At 44.0% G+C, this 20,725-nt stretch carries 15 protein-coding genes; 10 read left to right on the top strand and 5 right to left on the bottom strand.

Annotated elements, in window-relative coordinates; all coding sequences use genetic code 11:
* Together DN068_RS06475 and DN068_RS06470 are read left to right on the top strand one after the other, a co-directional pair.
* Window positions 1-253 (top strand): integrase core domain-containing protein (locus tag DN068_RS06475; protein WP_133254085.1); only part of this gene is annotated, 253 nt, incomplete at its 5' end.
* 580 nt (window positions 254-833) lie between these two features.
* On the top strand, window positions 834-3,848 hold the full coding sequence (locus tag DN068_RS06470; RefSeq protein ID WP_110998076.1) for a S8 family peptidase: 3,015 nt from the start codon (window positions 834-836) through the stop codon (window positions 3,846-3,848).
* A gap of 363 nt (window positions 3,849-4,211) precedes the next feature.
* Here the strand turns inward: DN068_RS06470 and DN068_RS06465 are convergent, their stop codons facing one another.
* A complete protein-coding gene (locus DN068_RS06465; protein WP_165836301.1) occupies window positions 4,212-4,709 on the bottom strand; it encodes a TlpA family protein disulfide reductase in 498 nt (165 codons plus the stop codon).
* Between the two features lie 100 nt (window positions 4,710-4,809).
* On the opposite strand from DN068_RS06465, the gene DN068_RS06460 reads away from it, so the two are divergent.
* The 3 genes from DN068_RS06460 (at window position 4,810) to DN068_RS06445 (ending at window position 8,830) form a co-directional block, all read left to right on the top strand.
* Window positions 4,810-6,414, top strand: coding sequence for a DUF6029 family protein (locus DN068_RS06460; RefSeq protein WP_123985254.1), 1,605 nt, complete (start codon window positions 4,810-4,812; stop codon window positions 6,412-6,414).
* Between the two features lie 83 nt (window positions 6,415-6,497).
* The gene (nadB, locus tag DN068_RS06455) at window positions 6,498-8,096 is read left to right on the top strand and encodes an L-aspartate oxidase (RefSeq protein ID WP_110998073.1); all 1,599 of its coding nucleotides are present in this window, start codon (window positions 6,498-6,500) and stop codon (window positions 8,094-8,096) included.
* A gap of 485 nt (window positions 8,097-8,581) precedes the next feature.
* Window positions 8,582-8,830, top strand: a complete 249-nt coding sequence (locus DN068_RS06445; protein ID WP_123985252.1) for a hypothetical protein — start codon at window positions 8,582-8,584, stop codon at window positions 8,828-8,830.
* 170 nt (window positions 8,831-9,000) lie between these two features.
* On the opposite strand, the gene DN068_RS06440 is transcribed toward DN068_RS06445, so the two are convergent.
* The 3 genes from DN068_RS06440 to DN068_RS06430 all read right to left on the bottom strand — a co-directional run bounded on the left by DN068_RS06440 (window position 9,001) and on the right by DN068_RS06430 (window position 12,227).
* On the bottom strand, window positions 9,001-10,782 hold the full coding sequence (locus DN068_RS06440; protein WP_110998070.1) for an ABC transporter ATP-binding protein: 1,782 nt from the start codon (window positions 10,780-10,782) through the stop codon (window positions 9,001-9,003).
* A gap of 87 nt (window positions 10,783-10,869) precedes the next feature.
* Entirely contained in the window at window positions 10,870-11,286 is a 417-nt protein-coding gene (locus tag DN068_RS06435) for an NUDIX hydrolase (RefSeq protein WP_110998069.1), read from the bottom strand.
* Window positions 11,286-12,227, bottom strand: a complete 942-nt coding sequence (locus tag DN068_RS06430; RefSeq protein ID WP_110998068.1) for a magnesium transporter CorA family protein — start codon at window positions 12,225-12,227, stop codon at window positions 11,286-11,288. Before DN068_RS06430 ends, DN068_RS06435 begins: the two co-directional genes overlap by 1 nt.
* Window positions 12,228-12,394: 167 nt before the next feature.
* On the opposite strand from DN068_RS06430, the gene fbp reads away from it, so the two are divergent.
* The 4 genes from fbp to DN068_RS06410 all read left to right on the top strand — a co-directional run bounded on the left by fbp (window position 12,395) and on the right by DN068_RS06410 (window position 19,573).
* A complete protein-coding gene (gene fbp / locus DN068_RS06425; protein ID WP_110998067.1) occupies window positions 12,395-13,420 on the top strand; it encodes a class 1 fructose-bisphosphatase in 1,026 nt (341 codons plus the stop codon).
* Between the two features lie 240 nt (window positions 13,421-13,660).
* Complete coding sequence (locus DN068_RS06420; RefSeq protein ID WP_110998066.1) at window positions 13,661-15,442, top strand: alpha/beta hydrolase family protein; 1,782 nt, start codon at window positions 13,661-13,663, stop codon at window positions 15,440-15,442.
* A gap of 22 nt (window positions 15,443-15,464) precedes the next feature.
* A complete protein-coding gene (locus DN068_RS06415; protein ID WP_110998065.1) occupies window positions 15,465-15,827 on the top strand; it encodes a nuclear transport factor 2 family protein in 363 nt (120 codons plus the stop codon).
* 407 nt (window positions 15,828-16,234) lie between these two features.
* Window positions 16,235-19,573: a PKD domain-containing protein gene (locus tag DN068_RS06410; RefSeq protein ID WP_110998064.1), complete on the top strand. Its 3,339-nt coding sequence runs from the start codon at window positions 16,235-16,237 to the stop codon at window positions 19,571-19,573.
* A gap of 58 nt (window positions 19,574-19,631) precedes the next feature.
* On the opposite strand, the gene DN068_RS06405 is transcribed toward DN068_RS06410, so the two are convergent.
* Window positions 19,632-20,048, bottom strand: coding sequence for a helix-turn-helix domain-containing protein (locus DN068_RS06405; RefSeq protein ID WP_110998063.1), 417 nt, complete (start codon window positions 20,046-20,048; stop codon window positions 19,632-19,634).
* Window positions 20,049-20,510: 462 nt separating this feature from the next.
* On the opposite strand from DN068_RS06405, the gene DN068_RS06400 reads away from it, so the two are divergent.
* Entirely contained in the window at window positions 20,511-20,717 is a 207-nt protein-coding gene (locus DN068_RS06400; RefSeq protein WP_110998062.1) for a hypothetical protein, read from the top strand.
* The last annotated feature ends 8 nt before the right edge of the window (window positions 20,718-20,725 follow it).

Genomic DNA, 20,725 nt, shown 5'->3' with positions numbered 1-20,725 from the left:
CAACGGTTTAAGACTAAGTATGACTCAAAACGGCGATCCTTACGAGAACGCATTAGCAGAGCGAATGAATAGAATCCTAAAAGATGAATTTGGTTTAGGCGCTACGTTGCCAAATAAAAAGTTAGCGATACCATTGACAGAACAAGCTGTAGATTTGTACAACAATCGACGACCTCATCTTTCTTTAGGCATGAAAACGCCACAACAGGTGCATAAAAAATCCCGGCCACTTGAGGCAACCGGGACTATTTAAAATCCGTCAACTTTTTTCAGGACTATTCACATATACGATAGTTGGCCCTACTGGCCATTTTCCAGCCAACTAAATCAACCCGTAATATATACTAATCCTTTTACTGGTATAGCTTCCGGCGAAACATCAGACGATTCATCAAGACTTGACTCCTTTGTTTTCAGAGACAAAGGATTTTTATTTTTTTGAAATTTTTTTGAAAAAATCATTGCCGTTAACAAACTATTTACTACTTTGGCACTTACAAAGAGTTCCGGGAGGACGTTTTATGAACCGGTTGGGGGATCGATTCATAACAGTTTTAAACGACTTACTCCTGATTTTTCAAAGTGCCATCATCTATTTAAAAGAAGCGAGCTACGACCGCCAGCTCTAAAAAAGGCGACTCCTATTCAAAGTCGGAAAGCACAGAAAGTTTGCATGCGCTACCATGTGTAGCAGCTCTGGGGAGGGCTATTGCATACCTGCTTATTTACAGTTTTTTATTAAAAATTTTTGGGCATTAACATGCCCAGGGAAAACTGTTGTGTCTTCATAACAGAATACGCAAGGGGAGTTATTAATTTTTTAAACCTTTTTTATGAGGAAGTGGTACAATCTGCTTATTACAGCAGCATGTTCCGTTGTTTTGGCAAGAGCAAGTGCACAAACAACACGTATGCTGATCAGTATTGACAACACACGTTTGCAACCTACAGTTCTACAAAGGGGAGACAGAACAGTGGTTTCATTCAACAATGCTGAAATAGACAATATTTTTGCGCGCTATACGATCGGAAAGTTTCAACAAGCTTATCCATCAGCGCCAGAAAGCTACCTTAAGAATATATGGGTAGTGGAGGTCAGCTCACCGAAACTACTTGAAGATCTCAAGAATTATAACGCCGATTTATTTCCATACGCAAAAATTGAAAACGAGGCTACAACCCTTTACTCGCCTAATGATTACGGTTATCCGGGCGTTGGTACAGGCCAGACCGACCTCGATCTCATCCGCGCAAAAGACGCATGGGATATCACCAAAGGTGACTCTTCCGTTTTGATAGGTATCACAGATACTTATTTCGACACAACCAATCCAGATCTGATCAGCAAGTTTGCGCGTATACGTTACAACGGAGGCGCTCCCGACAAACATGGCGTAATGGTGGCAACAATTGCAGCTGGCAGAACGGATAATAATGCGGGTTTCGCATCAATCGGATACAATTGCAAAATGGATATTTCCGGCAACATGTATGACGATGAAATGCTGCAGATGTCTGCCGATGGCGTGCCTGTAATTAACGGCAGCTGGTTCAACAACTGTAGCTATGATGTAATCCAGCAGGGCGTTTACACATCCATTTATGAAAACGGCACCGTTAGCTGTTTTTCGGCCGGTAATGGCAGCAGCACTTGCGGCGCGGCAAACGCATACGCCTTCCCTGGCGCATATGATCACAATATCTGCGTAACATCAGTAGGCAGTCAGTTTCCTGTCGGCACATACAATTATAACTATGGTGGTACAGTTACCGGCTGGAGCTGGAATGATGTACACAACCGCGTTATAGGCTTCCCGGCTACGGACTACAGCCACTATGACAAGGTAGACATTTGTGCACCGGGTCATGGCGTATCTTCCGGCACGTTATCCCCTGCTAACCCTAATGGATTTCAAGCCTACAACGCATGGGGCACATCATTTGCAACACCGTTTGTATCTGGCACCGCCGCACTGATGATTTCCGCTAATAAAGCATTATCGCCTTACCAGATAGAATATATTCTGAAAAAAACAGCGGCAAAAATTGACACTATTCCGCAAAACCTTGCTTATGCCGGTATGCTGGGTTCCGGCCGCCTGGATGCAGGCTCGGCTGTTGCAATGGCATCGTCGCTTAACGTGAATGACCCTGCCACGGCATCGATGTTCGTTGCAGGCATTGATATCACCACGACCTGTACGCCTGCAGCGCTGCCAAACGGTACTTTACCCAAACTGAAACCAACTGTTGTAAATGGTACTGCTCCGTTTACCTACAACTGGGAAGCAATTCCGGGCAATGCCGCGCAGCTGAACAATTACAGTGCGGAGCAACCAAACGTTGTGAGCCTTATCAGCGGCAATGTGTTGTGGTATCGTCTTACTGTATATGATAATTCTCCGGTTCAAAAAGTAGCGAGCAAGATCATTAAAGTTACACTGACCAACACTGGCAACTACGACCTTTCTATTCGCGATTCTTACCACGACAATTATGATGCGATCAACCTGCAGGACAGCCTTGACAATCGCAACTGGAATTTGTGGAGAAGTCCGGATATCTGGAACCGCCAGCAGAACGATACCATTACCTTGCATCAGCCGGCAAATTACGCTGCTGCTAACAACTACATCAATGTACGCGTGCATAACACGGGCTGTCAGGCTTCTCCGGTAACAACAGGAAATAGCCGCCAAAAACTGCGCCTGTACTGGTCTTTCCCATCAACCAGCCATAACTGGACTACTGATTTCAACAGCTCATTTACTTATACTAACGCGGGGAATGCAACAATTGCCTGCGGTGGCGAAATCACTACAACACCAATCGACATTCCGGTAATTCAGCCTGGTAAAGACACTGTAATTCGTCTTGCATGGCATCCGGTAAACTACGCAATTGCTGCGCCGAAAGCACAAGAAGGCAACCTCAGCTTACTGGCACGTATCTCGACCTATGGCAACAACGGCGTTGATCAAGGTCCTGGTATTACAGAAACGACGAGAACACCAGTGAATATGCGCAACTCTAACAATCTTGCGATCAATAATCTCGTAAAAGTATCTATCGACAGCAACACACTTGTAAACAGTACTGCTTTTTATCTCGTGAATCCGTACACTTCATCTACTACGATGAATTTTAACCTGAACGCGATGAAAGATGTGTACAAATACATGAGTGGTGATTTCAAAAGTCTGATGACGATTCGTGTGTATCTCGGAAATCTTTACGCACGTTGGGTTTCAGGCGGCCGCCAGGGCAAATACCTCGGCTACGATGACAACCTAAAATATGTTTCATTCACTGACGTCAGCAACGCCAGTTTGAAAAACATTCAGATGAATGCAAATGAACACGTGTTTACGGTAATTGAAATCGGTGTGAAAACATTACCATTCGTGAATCTTCCGGCGAACCTAAATGAGTTTATGCTGACGCAATACAATGCAACGACCAACGAACGTATAGGCAGCATCGATTTTGAAGTTTACTACAACTCTGCGGTAAATTCACCGGCAATCTACAAAGGTGGCGATGATTCAGAAACACCAACTGCTGTAGCAAACGTAGAGCAAGGAAATGGCAAGCTGGGTGTATATCCTAACCCTGTAAACACAGGTACCATCTATGCTGTTTTCTCTGGCAACAAAGCGATCGACAACACAACCGTAACCGTAATGGATGTTACAGGCCGCACAATCTTCACACAAAATGCTTCCCGTCTGGAACCTCGTCAGCCAATGGCTATTCCAGTAGACAATATTGCAAACGGTGTTTACTATCTCCGTGTAACCGGCAAACAGCAGACGTTTGCTCCGGTAAAATTTGTAGTAACCCGTTAGTTAGGCAAACCTTTTACCATTCATGCACATAAAAAGACCTGCCAGTTTCGCTCTGACAAGTTTTATTTAAAAAATTTAGAACCACCCACAAATTGAAGAACGCCGGAAAATTCCGGCGTTTCTTTTTGTATAAGATTGACCATTTCGGATTGACGATTGGCACATGTTTAATAATAATTCAGTCGCCTGGATGATAGCCCTGATGGCAGCGGTTACCCCACAGCGAGGTAACGAGCGAGGAGTAAAAGCGAACAGCAGGACGAATGCGAAATAGAGTGCCGATGCCCGGCTTAAATATCATTTACAAAAAAAGAGACTGTCTTTCGACAGTCTCTTTACTATAATTTTTTGCAGATCTCTGAATTATTTAGCGCTCAGTTCTTTCACCTTTGCGAAAACCTCTTCTTCTCCACCCTCTTCATAACCTGTGTGCATGAACACAACTTTACCGGTTTTGTCTACGATGATTGTAAATGGCACGTTCTGGAAATTAAGAGAACGTTTCAGATCAGAGTTTGCGTCAATGTAGTAAGGAAAATCCCAGCCCTGAGATTTTGCATAGCTGCGCACGAGACCTTCGGCACGACTTTCATCAATTGAAACAGTCATGTAGTTGAAATCAGCTTCTTTTTTCCAGTCTGTTAATTTCTCACGGATGTTTTTGATTTCTTTTTTGCAAGGCACACACCATGTCGCCCAAAAGCTTACCACGGTTACCTTTCCTTTCTCGAAAGTCTGATTAAACGCAACTTTCTTACCGTTATTTACGTCCTTTATTGTTGTTTCCGGCAATTCTGCTGTCTGTGCATGAGCCATAACTGTAAGAAACAGGCCGGTGGCCAATGCGAGGATTCTTTTCATGTCTGTTATATTTACTGAATAAAATAATGTCCAAAAATCTTGCCAAATGTCGGCAAAGGTCCTAAATTCGGAAAATTTTTTGAGATTTAACATCAGGTTAATGAAAAAAACTGCAACGCTCTCTTTACTCATGTCGGCCGGTGTGCTTGGTGCATTTGCACAGGGAACACTTTCCGGTGAATTTATGGCGAACGCGAACTTCTACGTAAGAGATTCTGCGATCAACGCCAACAACCAACTGTATAACAACTATAAAAGTGGTGGTGAAGCCTGGTTAGGATTACGTTATAACTACAAAGGTTTTACCGCGACTTTGCGCATGGACGCGATGCAGAATTCAAACCTTTATCTGCCGGGTACACCGTATACTACATTTGGTATTGGTTCCTGGAGTTTGAGCAAAGACATCGGTAAAGCCTCTATTACCGGCGGTTATATATATGATCAGATCGGGAGTGGTATCCTGTTCCGTTCTTACGAAGACCGTGGTCTCTTGATCGATAACGCACTGGTGGGCGCACGTGTAAAATACCAGCTGACAGACAACATCAACATCAAAGCCATGGTGGGTCAGCAAAAAGACGTTTCCGCTGTAAATAAATTTTACGGTCCGATCATCAAAACATTTAGCGCAGAAGGTGATTTTCAGGCGGGAAATGTGCATTTGTCTCCGGGCGTAGGCGCATTGAACCGTACCATGGATCAGACTTCGATGAATGCTGTGGTATCGAGCATCAACAACATGGAAGTGGAAGCGCGTTTTGTACCACGCTACAACAACTACGCATTCACTGCTTATAATACTTTGTCTGTTGGTAATTTCTCCTGGTATGCGGAAGGTTCTTACAAAACACACGAAGCGATTGTAGATCCTTACCAATCCGATTCTCTTTATGATGCACCAGGTAGCGTTGTGTACACTACTTTGGGTTATGCGCAAAAAGGTATTGCGGTAAATCTGACGGGTAAGCGTACAGAGAACTTCTCTATGCGTACATCACCAAATGAAACGCTGATCCGCGGTATCATGAACTGGCAGCCAATCATCGCGCGCCTGCACCCACAACGCTTGATGGCCCGCTACACACCTGCGTCACAAGATCTATCAGAACAGGGTACTAACATGGATCTGCTGATCACGCCAAACGATAATCTTACCATCACTACAGATTTCACTTATATCAATAATCTCAACAACATAGAATTGTATCGTGAAGCTTATGGTGAATTTGAATATCGTGGTATGAAAAAATGGCTTTTTGACGGCGGTGTGCAATACATGCACTACAACCAGCAATTGTACCAAGTAACACCAGTTAAAGATCCGATTGTAAAAGCAACAACTCCGTTCCTGGAGGTCACTTATAGAATCAACAGAAAACAATCACTTCGTTTCGAAGGTGAATACATGTTTACCAAACAAGACTATGGTGACTGGGCATTTGCATTGCTTGAATACAACATTGCACCAAAATGGTCTTTTTCTGCATCAGACATGTACCCAACACACCTGAATCCGAACAACCGCGATAATATCCAAACAGCAGTACACTACTTCAACGTATTCGGCGCCTTTACACAAGGAGCAAACCGATTTACACTGTCTTATGTGCGTCAGCCATCAGGTATCAACTGTACAGGTGGCGTATGCCGCTACGAGCCAGCGTTTAACGGTCTGAAGATTGGTCTGACTTCCAGCTTCTAATTCAGGCTCAGATAAAATGTTTAAATTGTGAACGGTTCCTTCGGGAACCGTTTTTTTTATTGCTATTCCAAGCTGTTCATTTTATGCTGAAAACAGATTTTCTGATTATCGGTTCGGGCATCGCAGGACTTACGTTTGCCGTAAAAACTGCACGCCGTTTTCCTGACAAGACAATAACAATTCTTACAAAAGCCAATACGGACGAAACAAATACCAAATATGCGCAAGGTGGCATTGCTGTTGTAAATGACCTGGAGCACGATAGTTTTCAGAAACATATTAAAGATACACTGATCGCCGGTGATGGCCTTTGTAATAAAGACATCGTGGAGCTTGTGGTAAAGGAAGGGCCGGATCGTGTCAATGAAATTATTGAATGGGGCACGCGTTTCGATAAAGACAAAGAAGGTGAATATCTGCGCGGAAAAGAAGGCGGTCATTCTGAATTCAGAATACTACACCATAAGGATATTACGGGCTTTGAGATGGAGCGCGCTTTGATAGAAGAGGTGAAAAAATATCCAAACATTCATATCCACAATCACTGGTTTGTAATCGATATCATCACACAACACCATTTAGGATTTCTCGTTACCAAATCAACACCAGACATCAATTGCTTTGGCGTCTATGCATTGAATCTGCAGACTGGCGAGATCGAAAAAATATTATCACGCATTACCCTGATGGCTTCTGGCGGCGCAGGACAAGTGTATCGTACAACAACAAATCCCCGTATTGCAACAGGTGACGGTATCGCTATGGTGTATCGCGCCAAAGGCCGAATTGAGAATATGGAATTTATCCAGTTCCACCCTACTGCTCTTTTTGAAGCAGGCATTAGTCCTTCGTTTTTGATTACAGAAGCAGTACGCGGCGATGGCGGTGTTCTTCGCAACAAAGACGGCGAAGCATTTATGGAACGCTACGATAGCCGCAAAGATTTAGCACCGCGTGATATTGTAGCTCGTGCCATCGATAATGAAATGAAACGCACAGGTACGGAACATGTGTATCTCGATTGTCGACACATGGATGAAAGCAAATTCAAAGCGCACTTCCCTAATATCCATAAAAAATGCATGGACATTGGCATAGACGTAATGCAGCAGATGATTCCTGTAGCACCAGCTGCGCATTATTGTTGTGGCGGCATTAAGGTGAATGCAATCGGTCATTCATCGATCCGTAATCTTTATGCCTGCGGCGAATGCAGTAGTACGGGCTTGCACGGCGCCAACCGTCTTGCTTCTAACTCGCTGCTGGAGGCTTTAGTATTTGCTCACCGATGTGCAGAAGATGCAGCTGAGAATATTGGGCGCATTGATTTCAACGAAAATATTCCGGACTGGAATGCATCAGGCACTACTGATCCGAAGGAAATGATTCTAATTACGCAAAGCCTGAAGGAGCTGCAGTTAATCATGAGTGACTACGTAGGCATTGTGCGCAATGATATGCGTCTGCAACGTGCTATGCGCCGCATTGACCTCATCCATACCGAAACAGAAGACCTGTACAAATCCACCAATCTTTCGCCGCAGTTGCTGGAATTGCGTAATCTCATTACGATCGGTTATCTCATTATAAAAAGTGCAGAGTTTCGCAAAGAAAGCCGTGGTCTGCATTTCAATACTGATTATCCGGAAAAAAGCGAGATGCTGCAGAATATTGTGCTTTAACCTAGTCGGACGACTCCAAGTCGTCTGATTAGTTTGTCTTAGAAACAAATTTAAATGGTCAGACAATTCGAAGTCGTCCGACCATTTAAATTTGGCAAGAAAATTGCGTTACTCCCTTCAAAAAGGAGAAACAATGCGATTTATCGAAGGCGAATTATATCATGTATATAATCGTGGAAATAATAAACGTCAGATTTTCTTTAAAGACGAGAACTACATTTTCTTTTTGAAAAAAATAAAAGAATCAATTGCACCCAATAGTGATATTCTATGCTGGTGCCTTATGCCCAATCACTTTCATCTACTGTTACGTGCCAATAAGTCCAGCATCATCGAACACGCTTCTTATGGAGGGAAACCGATGCAGCGACTTGCATCCCACATCGGCCGGGGCGTTAAGTAGCTATTGCCGCGCGATTAATAAACAAAAAAACGATTCTGGCTCTCTCTTTCAGCAAAAAACGAAAGCAAAATCGCTTTCCGAAATGTTGCAACAAACTACCTCACTAACATTAGAGCAGTACACAATCAATTGCATGCATTATATTCACCAAAACCCGATTCGCGCAGGACTGGTAAATCGTCTAGAAGACTGGGAATACTCTTCATTCAAAGATTACGCCGGGTTGCGTAACGGAACATTGTGCAATAAGGAAATGTTGATGACGATAACCGGCTATAATGTAAGTACTTTTTATACCGACAGTTATGCTTTGATAAAACAGCACTTGTAAAAACAATCGGACGACTCCAAGTCGTCTCACTCGTTTATTTTATAGAAATAAAGAAAAATGGTCAGACGACTTGGAGTCGTCCGACCATTCCTTGTATTAAATCTCATTCTTCACATTCGCGAATTATCGCATTAAGAAACACATTCCCCACATTCACCACATCTCACAAACTAATTCAGCTGCGGAGCACGCGTCTCCTTTCTTTCACCAATTTGCTGACGCCACATGGCGTAATACAGACCTTTCTCTTCGATAAGTGATAAGTGTGTACCCGTTTCTACTACACGGCCTTTTTCAAGCACATAAATGCGATCGGCATACATGATGGTAGAAAGACGGTGTGCGATCATTACCGTGATATGCTCTCGCTGATCAGTGATATTACGAATCGTCATGGAAATTTCTTCTTCGGTCAATGAATCGAGCGCGGAAGTAGCTTCGTCAAAAATCATCAGATGCGGATTACGGAGCAGTGCACGTGCTATCGACAAACGTTGACGTTCACCGCCGGAAAGTTTCAGACCACCTTCACCAATCATCGTGTGGATACCATTCTCTGCACGAGCCAGCAAGTTTTGACAAGCAGCCTTCTGCAACACATCGTTGATCAATTCATCGCTTGCACCCGGATTTACGAACAGCAGGTTTTCTCTGATTGTACCCGAGAACAACTGTGTATCCTGTGTTACAAAACCAATCTGGTGACGCAGCTCATCAAAATCAATTTTATCGCCGGCATGACCATTATAATAAACATGACCTTTATTCGGCGGGTATAATCCAACCAGCAATTTCACCAATGTTGTTTTACCAGAACCCGATGGACCAACAAAAGCAATCGTTTCGCCTCGTTTTACTTCAAAGCTGATTTCTTCCAATGCTGGACGCATCGCAGTCTGATGCTGGAAACGAACCGAATCAAAACGCAGTGTCTGAATATCGTTGATTGCTTCTGGATGCTCTGGTTTCACTTCTACAGGACGTTTCATCAATTCTTCCATGTTATTCAGCGACGCTTGCGCTTCACGATAAGAAAGAATTACATTACCCAATTCCTGCAATGGACCAAAAATGAAGAAGGAATAAAACTGCATCGTGAATAACTGGCCCAGCGTGATTTTATCATGAAAGAGAAAATACAGCAAAGCAAACATGATACACTGACGCAGGAAGTTTACAAATGTTCCTTGCACGAATGAAATAGAACGGATGCTTCTTACTTTTTTCAGTTCCAGGCCAAGAATCTTAATGGTATTAGCGTTCAGACGGCGAATTTCCTGATTAGTGAGACCGAGACTTTTTACCAATTCAATATTGCGGAGCGATTCTGTTGTAGAACCGGCAAGTGCATTGGTTTCTTTCACAATGTTCTTCTGAATAAACTTGATCTTTTTACTCAACACACTGGTCAGCACACTCAACGCAATGGCACCGCCCAAATAAATAACCGGCAACCACGGACTCAGCGTAAACGCATATACCATCACAAACACAATGCCTACAACAGTTACAAACAATACGTTTACAAAGCTGGTAATGAATTTTTCGCAATCGGCACGCACTTTCTGCAATACGGAAAGTGTTTCACCACTGCGCTGATCTTCAAAATCCTGATAAGGCAAACGCAACGCATGACGCAAACCGTCGGTATACAGCCGTGCACCAAATTTCTGGATCACGACATTCGTAGTATAATCCTGGAAAGCTTTAGCAATACGCGATATCATCGCAGTAGTGATCAGCATTCCTAACGCGATCAATACACCCCTGAAAAATTCATTGTCCTTGCCGGCACTTTTAAATTGCCCCACCTTGTTGGCAAAAGGATCAATAAGATAGTGGCCAAAAATATAAGGATCGAAAAGGGAAAAAACCTGGTTGATGGTAGCCATCAGCAGCGTTAGCAGGATAAGCCCCCTGTAACGGCTGAGATATTGTAGTAGTAATTTCATACAGTTTACAAAGATAACAAGGAGAAACCGCAACATATGTGGGCCTCTGCCTATATGCTGATAATTAAAGAAAATAATTACAGATATTTATTCGAGCCCGGCAAGCATTTTTGCCACTTTGATATCAATCGGCAACGTGATTTTTCCGGGAAGTGCGTCGTCAACCGGTAGCCACAGAAAGGTTTCCACCTCATTTTTAGGAAAAACATAACCTGTAGGAACATGCGGACGAACCAGATAGTAAATACTGATGATCTGTGACGGATCGACAGCTGATTTCTGATAAAAATCAGTCGTATAAAAATGGCTCAGCACTTCTATCTCCAATCCCAGCTCCTCCATCCATTCCCGTTTAATGCAATCGAGGGTTCCCTCGCCCATCTCAAGGCCACCACCGGGAAACTTGACCACCCTCATTGTTTTGAGATATTCATCGCAAGCCAGCACTTGTCCGTCTTGTAACCAGAGACCGTAAACCCGCACATTAAAATTTTTCTCTGTCATTAGAACCAGCGCTTTTTATTGAAATACAAACTCATGATTACAGAAATGATGATCGATATGATAATGGCTGCGTAAAAACCAACGATTGTATTTTCTGTCGGAAAATGCACATTCATACCAAAGAAAGCAGCCACCAGAGCCGGTACCGACAAGATAATCGTGATAGCCGTCAGACGTTTCATCACAATATTCATGTTGTTGTTGATGATGCTGGCGAATGCATCCATCGTAGAACTAAGGATGTTGGTATACGTATCGGCCATCTCAAGGGCCTGTGAAAATTCTACAATCAGATCGGCAAGAAACTCCCGCTCTTCTTCATCAAAATTTAGAAAGTTGGTCCGCTCCATTTTCATCAGCAGTAATTCGTCGGAACGCAAGGCAGTGATGAAATACACCAGGCTCTTTTGTACACGCATCAGGTAAAGTAACTCCTCATTCCGGTTGGCATCGTATAATTTTTGTTCCAGAATGTTGCGGCGGTGATTGATTTCTTTCAGCACTTCCATAAAATCCATCACCACTTTTTCAAAGATTTTTAACACCATCATATTCGGGCGTTCCGGGTGACGTTTTGCAAACGTGGTCAGGAAGCGGCGAATGGCTACATTCTCAAACGAATTCACCGTAATCACCTGATTATGCTCGGTTACAATAATCGCAATCGGAATGGTAATATAATAGGCGTCACTTTCATTGAGTGATTTATTTTCCACCGGGGTTTTCAAAATCACCAGCTTGACGCCGTCTTCCACTTCGTAACGTGCACGTTCCTCAATATCAAGTGTATCGGTAAGAAAATCACGTGGTATCGAGAGTGATTCAGATAAATTATCAATTTCCGATTGCTGGAACGGCGGCGTCACATTAATCCAGTTAGCACCTTGTGGCTGCTCTATTTCCAGCGTTTGCCGATTGATATTTTTATAAAACTGAACCATTTAGGAAAAGTAAGCTGTCAAAAATTAAAACCAAAACGATGTAAAAAATTTCATGGGCCGTTAACATAAAAGCGACCAACTTGCAAATGAAGCATTTAGGTATTGAAGCCTCAATTTACGGGCATCTTTATTACTTTTGCATTAATATTTCAGGAAAAATTCAATAAATGAATCCACAACGTAAACTGATAACACTGGATGAATTTACCATCCAGGAAACACGCCGCTTTCCTCAGGCAACGGGAGAACTTTCCGCCCTGCTTCGCGATATAAGCCTGGCATCTAAAATGATCAACAAACAGGTAAACAAAGCTGGTCTGGTAGATATTCTCGGCAAACACGGCGCTACAAACGTGCAAGGCGAGGAACAAATGAAACTGGATATTTACGCTAATGAAACACTCATTAACGTACTGAAAAACAGCTCGGAATGTGCCGGTATCGCATCTGAAGAAAACGACGATCATGTTTGCTTTGAAGATACTTTCTCTTTCAATTCTAAATACGTAGTACTGTTTGATCCGCTTGACGGTTCTTCAAACATCGATGTAAACGCACCGATCGGCACCATTTTCGCTATCTACCGCCGTGTAAGCGAACTGGGCAAACCATGTACGAAAGAAGATTTTCTGCAACCGGGTAATCGTCTGATGGCCGCTGGTTATGTTATCTACGGTTCAAGCACAATGATGGTTTATGCTACTAAACTGGGTGTAAACGGCTTCACGCTGGAACCATCTATCGGTGAATTCTGTCTGTCTCATCCAAATATGAAATGTCCGGAAGTAGGTAAGATCTACTCTATTAACCAGGGCAATACGGAGAAATATGATGACGGTATGAAATCTTTCCTGAATCATTGCATGGAAAGCAACAAAGAAGAAGGCCGTCCTTATTCTCACCGTTATATCGGTTCAATGGTGGCTGATATGCACCGCACACTCATCAAAGGTGGTATTTTCATGTACCCTGCTGATAAAAGCAATAAAAACGGTAAACTCCGTCTGCAATACGAATGTAACCCAATGGCGTTCCTGATGGAAGCTGCGGGTGGTCTGGCCAGCACTGGCCATGTCGACATTCTGGATGTTCAGCCTACCGAACTGCACCAACGCGAACCAATCTTCATCGGTTCTAAAAACCTGGTGACCAAAGCACTTTCTTACGTTGCAGCTAGTGAAACAGTAGCTTAGTTTACAAACTAAGTTTCCAAATATCTTTGAAATAGTTCCCGCAGCTCCGCGGGAACTATTTTGTTTTATACCTATACGGTGTCGCTTTTTTCTTGTGCAAATTGCTTTGTGCCTCGGCAATGACGCTGCACGAGAGATTTGACGTCTTACGTTTGAGCTTTGACACTCACCATTAGCCCCTCACAATTCACCAACATTTTAACAGCAACTATCAGTTTCCATCTATTACTTTTGCCCCTCATGAAACATCTTTCATTTCTATTTACGCTATTGCTGCTTGGCGCAGGCAGTCACTTATATGCGCAGAAAAAACTTACCGGCACCTGGCAGGCCAATGTCGGCTCAGACGCAAGACCGCTTCGTCTGATCTTTCATTTTACAGAAGCGAATGGCACCATTACCGGCACAATGGACAGTCCGGACCAGGGCTCTACAGGACTTCCAATAAAAGAGATAAAACGCAATAAAGACAGCATACTGGTAGACATGAGTGATATCCACATTCAATATACCGGCTTGCTCGCATCCAATGATAGTATTGCCGGCCAATGGCACCAGGCAGGCAGAAGCATGGCAATACCATTTAAAAAAATGGACGATGCCGCACCATCATCGAAAGTTTCAGACGCTCCGGTAAAACATCTGACGTCTGATGATTTGACTGCACAAAAAAAACTGATCGGTCATTGGCAAGGCAACATTAACCTCGGCAAGCGTTTGCCATTGACATTTCATTTCGTTGAAGAAAACGGCAAGATAAAAGGTACAGTGGATAGTCCGGATCAGGGTGCAATGGGGCTTCAGGTAAAAGAGGTGATTGTAGATAAAGACAGTCTGCTCATAGACATGAGTAATCTTGGCATTCAATATACCGGCGTACTGATATCCGCAGATAGTATTGACGGCGAATGGCACCAGGCAGGCAGCACTTACTCTGTACCATTAAAAAGAACGGCTACTCCCCTCGAACTGAAACGTCCGCAAACACCGAAACCACCATTCAATTACCAATCGGAAGATGTAACATTTACCAATAAGGACCACTCCATTACTTATGCAGGAACCATTACTATTCCAAACGGTAAAGGTCCTTTCCCTGCGGCAGTTCTGATTACTGGCTCCGGACCGGAAAACCGCGATGAAGAAGTATTCGGTCACAAACCTTTTGCCGTAATAGCAGATCAACTCACCAAACACGGTTATGTAGTGCTGCGTGTAGATGATCGCGGCACTGGTAAAACAACGGGTATTTATCATGGTGCAACTACTGCAGATTTTGCCAAAGATGTAAATGCGCACCTCGATTATCTCAAATCGCGCAAAGAGGTGAATGACAAAAAAATGGGACTGATAGGACACAGTGAAGGTGGAATCATTGCACCAATAGTAGCGAGCGAAAGGAAAGATGTCGATTTCATCGTAATGCTGGCGGGAGTGGGTATTCCGACAACCAAAGGAATGGAACTGCAAAACGTGGCAGTAATGAAGAAAAAAGGTTTAACTGAAGTACTGGCGGACCAATATGGTTTTCTTTATTACGGTGCAGTAATGGCGATCAATGCCAGCAAAGACAGTGCCACTGCAAGGCAAAAAATTACAGAGGCAGTAAAACAGTGGCAACTAAAAGCAGAACCCGGAATCCTGGACGGACTGGATATGCGCGGACCGGAAGCCGTGACGGAATCTACCGATCTGTTTCTACAGATGTATAATGACCCCTGGTTTCACTATTTCCTGTCGATTAATCCAACTGTGTATCTCGAAAAGCTTTCCTGCAAAGTACTGGCATTAAACGGAGAGAAAGACATTCAGGTAGTTTCACAGCCAAATCTTGATGGCATTCGTGCTTCATTAGCAAAAAGTAAAACCAAAAACTATGAAGTACGCGAACTTGCAGGTTTGAATCATTTGTTCCAAACCTGCAACACTTGCTCCGTTGAGGAATATCGTGTAATTGAAGAAACCTTTGCTCCGATTGCACTACAGACGATGACGGAGTGGCTGGATAAAAACGTAAAATAATTTCCCTTAAAAGAATAACTAAATGCAACCTGAAGCTTTAGAAAAAATTGCGCATGCATGGTTTGCTGCGTTCAACGAGCATAACCTCGAAAATCTTTTGTCTTTATACCATGACGAAGCGGTGCATTATAGTCCGAAGTTGAAAATCCGTCAACCGGAAACAAACGGCCTGGTAAAAGGCAAAGCTGCATTACGCGCCTGGTGGCAGGATTCATTTGATCGCCTTCCAACACTGCATTACGTAGTCACCTCGCTGACGGCGAACAATGAGCGCGTCTTTATGGAATATACTCGTCAGGTTGCAAACGAACCGGATATGCTGGTCGGCGAAGTTTTGGAGATCAAAGAAGGGATGATTGTAGCATCGAGAGTTTATCACGGATAAAAATTGAAAAATCAAAAATCAAAAGCGTTCATCTTCGGTGAACGCTTTTTTTGTGCGCAGATTTTCCTAGAGGCAAAGAGGCATTTCGGCGAAAACCGGTTTGCACGTTCGCAGCTTATGCTTTGAACTTTAGCCTTTTGCCACCCATCATAATTTTTACCTAATTATTTTTTGCTACAAATAGACATATTAAATATATTTATAGACTTAATCCCGGAAAACCAATAGATCCCCTTTTTCTCTTTTTGACCTGAAACAGACAAATCTTTGCGCTAGCCGTTTTCCATCTCGACACGCTCACCTACACACTTCTCTACAGAGGGCATATGGCTGAAAACCCTCAAAAAAGTAAGCCGGGAGGACGCCGAAAATCCGGAACAGAGTAGGCATCTATCAAATTTGCTCCTATGAAAAAGGTTCTATTCTCTTTATCTGGTGGCAGAATCCTTAAAGCGACTGCATTATTTGCGTCTCTGTTTCTGCTTGCCCTGCAATCGACCGGGCAACTGGTCTCCAATTATTCGTTTTCACAAAGCAGCGGTACCTACACACCGATTACTGGCGGCACCGTTGTCGTTTCAAATTCCGAACCTTATCCGGGCGGAGATGATTCTGCTGCAATGGACGATTTTATTTATCATCCGATTACTTTGCCGTTCTCATTCTATTTTAACGGTGGCACTTACACACAAGCGACCATCTGCACTAACGGATGGATTGCTTTTGGCTCCGGCACATTCTTAGGTTCCACGCCGATCAGCGGATCCGATCCGGATTTCAGCGGTATCATTGCTGCATTAGGAGTAGACCTGATGGGACCGTCTGGTGCTACCGGTACTTTTACCAACGGATCGGCTACCATTACCAATGTGAGTAACACCACTAGTTGTGTAGCCGGTGCAAAAATACAAGGTAATGATGTTCCTGCGGGCGCGACAATCTCATCGTTTACCGCGAATACCATTACTATGTCTGCAGCGGCCACATCATCCGGCACTGGTGATTTCTTCAGTTTCACATCTGGTGAAATACGTACTGCCACAACCGGTACATCACCCAACCGCACTTTCATTATCCAGTTCAAAAACATGGGCATCTATGCTAATTCCAGCACAGCTCCGAATAATGTAGGATTGAACTTTCAGATACAACTGAGTGAAGGAGGCGGTAATACAGCCAATCAAACTGTTTCAGTAGTATATGGCAGTTCATTCATCTCCAATTCCAGTACACGGACAGCTCAGGTCGGGCTGCGCGGTGCATCCTCCAGCGATTACAACAACCGGACCAGCACCTGGGCACTCTCAACTGCAGGAGGTTCAAACAACAGCACCATAAGTCTGAGCAGCAGTAGCATTCCGGTATCCGGGCTTACTTATACCTGGAACCCTCCACCGGCCTGCAATGGTACTCCTGCTGCCGGAACGGCATCTGCCAATACCGCAACAGCCTGTATCGGTTCACCATTTACATTAAGTACGGCTGGTGCAACTGCAACTCCGGGAATTGTCTTCCAATGGCAAAGTTCACCAACAGGTGCCGGTACATTCACCGATATCACAGGCGCCAATACTGCGAACTATACGGTGACTAATCAAACCGCCGCGACTGATTACCGGTTAAAAGTTACCTGTACAAACGGCGGCGCCAGCGTCAATTCCAACACTGTAACCGTAGCACAAAGCGCACCACCAACGGTCGCTACGCTGCCCTACTACCAATCGTTTGAAAGCTGGACCACCAGTTGTTATACTAATCAGCTGCCTGGCAATTCGTGGATTGTGAGTCCGGGAACTGGAGATAATTCCTGGCGCAGAGATGATCAAGGATCTTCTGCAAACTGGAGCAGCACCGCTGGCGACTACACTCCGGCTTCGAAATACGGTGCGCACTCAGCTAGATTCCACAGCTTCAATACGCCGGCTTTAGATAGCGGCACCATGGATTTGTATATTAATTTAAGTCCGGCTGGCACTAAAGAAATTTCATTCTATTACATCAATCAGGATGGCGATGATTCGCTTGTTGTTTCATTATCTACCAACGGTGGCAGTTCGTGGACTAATCTCGGTACGCTGAAAGCTGCTGTAGATTGGACATACGCGCTGTTCGCAACTACCAGTACATCCGCCAATGCTATTATCCGTTTTAAAGGAGTCAGTGATTATGGAGGTACGGACATAGGCATGGATAGTTTGACCGTACGCGTACCAACTTGCGTTGCGCCAAATACACTGACGGCAACATCTGCTGTAACGGGCTCCAGCGCTACACTCGGCTGGACACAAACCGGCACACCCGCTCAATGGCAGATAGCATACGGAACAAACGGATTTTTTGTCGGTACGCCCGTCATGCAATACGCATCCAGTACAACGGCGACACTTAGCAACCTCTCTCCGGGAGCCAGTTATTACTACTATGTACGTGCTATTTGCGGCAGCGGCGATACCAGCTCCTGGGCCGGGCCTTACTATTTTACTATGAACTGCCCTACCGCCGCAACGTTGCCTTACATACAAACATTCGACAACTATTTACCTGGCTGCTGGACAGAAGCGCAAGGTTATCTGGGAACGGGTACAACACTCTCGGGTAATTACACCGCATGGTACCCGAGTTATTATCTCAATGACGTCAGCGTCAATAATCCGGCGGTTGATATTAATCTGTACAGTACCGGAACCAATGACTGGCTGATATCTCCGTCTATTGATTTAGGTTCCGGCGGTAATGCTGTTATATCGTTCAACTTCGGTGTCGTCGAATATGCAGATATTATTCCCGCACAACTCGGTAGCGATGACAGCGTGGCAATTGTCGTTTCTACCAATAACGGTGCTACCTGGAGCAAAGCTAACATTGTGAAATTGTTTACCGCTGCTAATACGCCGGTTAATAACACAACTGGCGGCGCACGCTTTACAGTGCCGCTTACGGGTTATACCGGCGTGGTGAAAATCGGCATCTACGCTACAGAAGGAGCTATCAACGATCCGGCCGACAACGAAATTTTCGTGGACAGCTTATTGATTACTTCTTGTAATCTCTCGGCGATCCATCTCGGCAACGACACCAGCTTCTGTCAAGGCAACATTATGACGTTGTTCGCAAATGCCCCCGGTGCTACTTATCATTGGAACAACAACTCTACAGGCGATACTTTACTTGTCAATGCAACAGGCATTTACTATGTAACAGCCAGTGCGCAAGGTTGCGCCGTTTCAGATACCATCACAATAACGGTAGATCCTTTACCAACTATCACTGCTATTAATACAAGCGGTTCATCACCTGCCATCAGCTTTACCGCCAACGTACAGAATGCAACTTCTTACGCATGGACCTTCGGCGATAATACGAGCGCTACTACAGCTTCGCCTACGCACACGTATACCGCCAACGGTACTTATACCGTACAGCTGATTGCAACCAATGACTGCGGCAGTGATACACTGACAAAGACACTGACCATCTCTGGTTTGGGCGTATCTAACGTTATTGCGGAGAAGGATTTGAACATCTATCCAAACCCTGCCAACAATGTGGTAACAATCGAAAACAGCAGTACAGCCCAGTTACAAACGTTATCGGTGATCAACAACGTTGGTATGGTTGTAGCACAGCAGCAGCTGAACAGTAAAAAAGAATTGGTGAAATTATCTAGTCTTGCTGCCGGCATCTATACATTCCTGATACAAACAGACAAAGGCTTCGTAACGAGAAAAATTGTAGTTATAAGATAGGGGAAATTCTATTCCGGGATTAATTGGGAAAGAACATCGCAGCTGCGGTGTTCTTTTTTTATGCCTTCTGCGGGTCACCCTCTTTATCGTCATTGTCCACTTTATCGACGAAGCGTTTGGAGAGTTCAAAGATCAGCTGCCATTGTCTTGCCATGTTCTCACGCAGATGAATAATTTCTTTTTGCAATTGTACGATCATCTTTTCAGCCTCAGTAACATTCCCATATGGTGTCGGCGCTTCGTTTACATTTGTCAAACCGACCTCTGGCTCGTCTTCGAGCAGCTCAACGGAAATCTGAAGAACGTCTGCAATTTCTTTCAGGGTATATTTACTAACCTCGCCTGTCCGTTCCAAATGAGAGATGAGCGAACGTGTCTTCCCGATGGCATTTGCGAGATCCTGCTGCGTTAAACCGCGAAACGCCCGAATGCGTTTTACCTTTTTTCCAATGTGCATTTCTGGTACTGCTTTCATACCATCAATTGACAAAATGATTTATTTCCTTTACGACATTTATTTGCCTTTACGGCAATTGGTCATTCTATCGCATCAAAGCCTCATTTCCGAGAAAAACTATCCGTCCGAATAGCCTTATCTATACATTATCAGCCTGTTCTGTTATTTATTTCTCCACTGTAATAAAAAATACAGAATATACATATGTATTGTAAATATATGAAACATGCACAAAACGCGTACAGATCTAACTATAAAATTCCCGGAATACAGCAATATGGCCTTCCTCAGTAAAACCCAATTATTTTTTCAACATAGGTGGTGGTTATTCTGTCGCTGAAATGTGCGACGCAACTCAGGCCATACCGGAGCGTTTCAGGTGGTAACCCAATTTTTAAAAGAGTTTAACACTGGCTTTTTAGGTATTGCGCAACTCTGGCAGTCTAATTGATGTACATAGATTAAATAAAAGAACCGAAGATGAAAGAACAGCCTTTTAAGAACAATCCCCTGAAAGAATGCCGCCGGTCGTTTTTATCCGGCAAATGGTTATTGATGCTGCCGCTCCTGACGATCCTATTTCTTAGTTCGTGTGTGGTAGCTTATCCTGGTTACTATCCGCATCATCATTATCATCATCACTACAGACACTACGGTCCGCCACCACCGGGCCATTACCGATATTAGCCTCTATT

Source organism: Taibaiella soli, assembly GCF_003236175.1.
In the GTDB taxonomy this organism is placed as follows: Bacteria; Bacteroidota; Bacteroidia; order Chitinophagales; family Chitinophagaceae; genus QKTW01.
Note: the sequence above shows the minus strand (reverse complement) of the source record. Positions and strands in the feature narration are given on the sequence as shown.

Coding starts and splice junctions, on each gene's coding strand:
- DN068_RS06445 (WP_123985252.1), top strand. CDS start 8,582: ATGTTGCAACAAACTACCTCACTAACATTAGAGCAGTACACAATCAAT.
- DN068_RS06435 (WP_110998069.1), bottom strand. CDS start 11,286: ATGACAGAGAAAAATTTTAATGTGCGGGTTTACGGTCTCTGGTTACAA.
- DN068_RS06460 (WP_123985254.1), top strand. CDS start 4,810: ATGAAAAAAACTGCAACGCTCTCTTTACTCATGTCGGCCGGTGTGCTT.
- DN068_RS06415 (WP_110998065.1), top strand. CDS start 15,465: ATGCAACCTGAAGCTTTAGAAAAAATTGCGCATGCATGGTTTGCTGCG.
- DN068_RS06420 (WP_110998066.1), top strand. CDS start 13,661: ATGAAACATCTTTCATTTCTATTTACGCTATTGCTGCTTGGCGCAGGC.
- DN068_RS06465 (WP_165836301.1), bottom strand. CDS start 4,709: ATGAAAAGAATCCTCGCATTGGCCACCGGCCTGTTTCTTACAGTTATG.
- DN068_RS06440 (WP_110998070.1), bottom strand. CDS start 10,782: ATGAAATTACTACTACAATATCTCAGCCGTTACAGGGGGCTTATCCTG.
- DN068_RS06400 (WP_110998062.1), top strand. CDS start 20,511: ATGAAAGAACAGCCTTTTAAGAACAATCCCCTGAAAGAATGCCGCCGG.
- fbp (WP_110998067.1), top strand. CDS start 12,395: ATGAATCCACAACGTAAACTGATAACACTGGATGAATTTACCATCCAG.
- nadB (WP_110998073.1), top strand. CDS start 6,498: ATGCTGAAAACAGATTTTCTGATTATCGGTTCGGGCATCGCAGGACTT.
- DN068_RS06430 (WP_110998068.1), bottom strand. CDS start 12,227: ATGGTTCAGTTTTATAAAAATATCAATCGGCAAACGCTGGAAATAGAG.
- DN068_RS06405 (WP_110998063.1), bottom strand. CDS start 20,048: ATGAAAGCAGTACCAGAAATGCACATTGGAAAAAAGGTAAAACGCATT.
- DN068_RS06470 (WP_110998076.1), top strand. CDS start 834: ATGAGGAAGTGGTACAATCTGCTTATTACAGCAGCATGTTCCGTTGTT.
- DN068_RS06410 (WP_110998064.1), top strand. CDS start 16,235: ATGAAAAAGGTTCTATTCTCTTTATCTGGTGGCAGAATCCTTAAAGCG.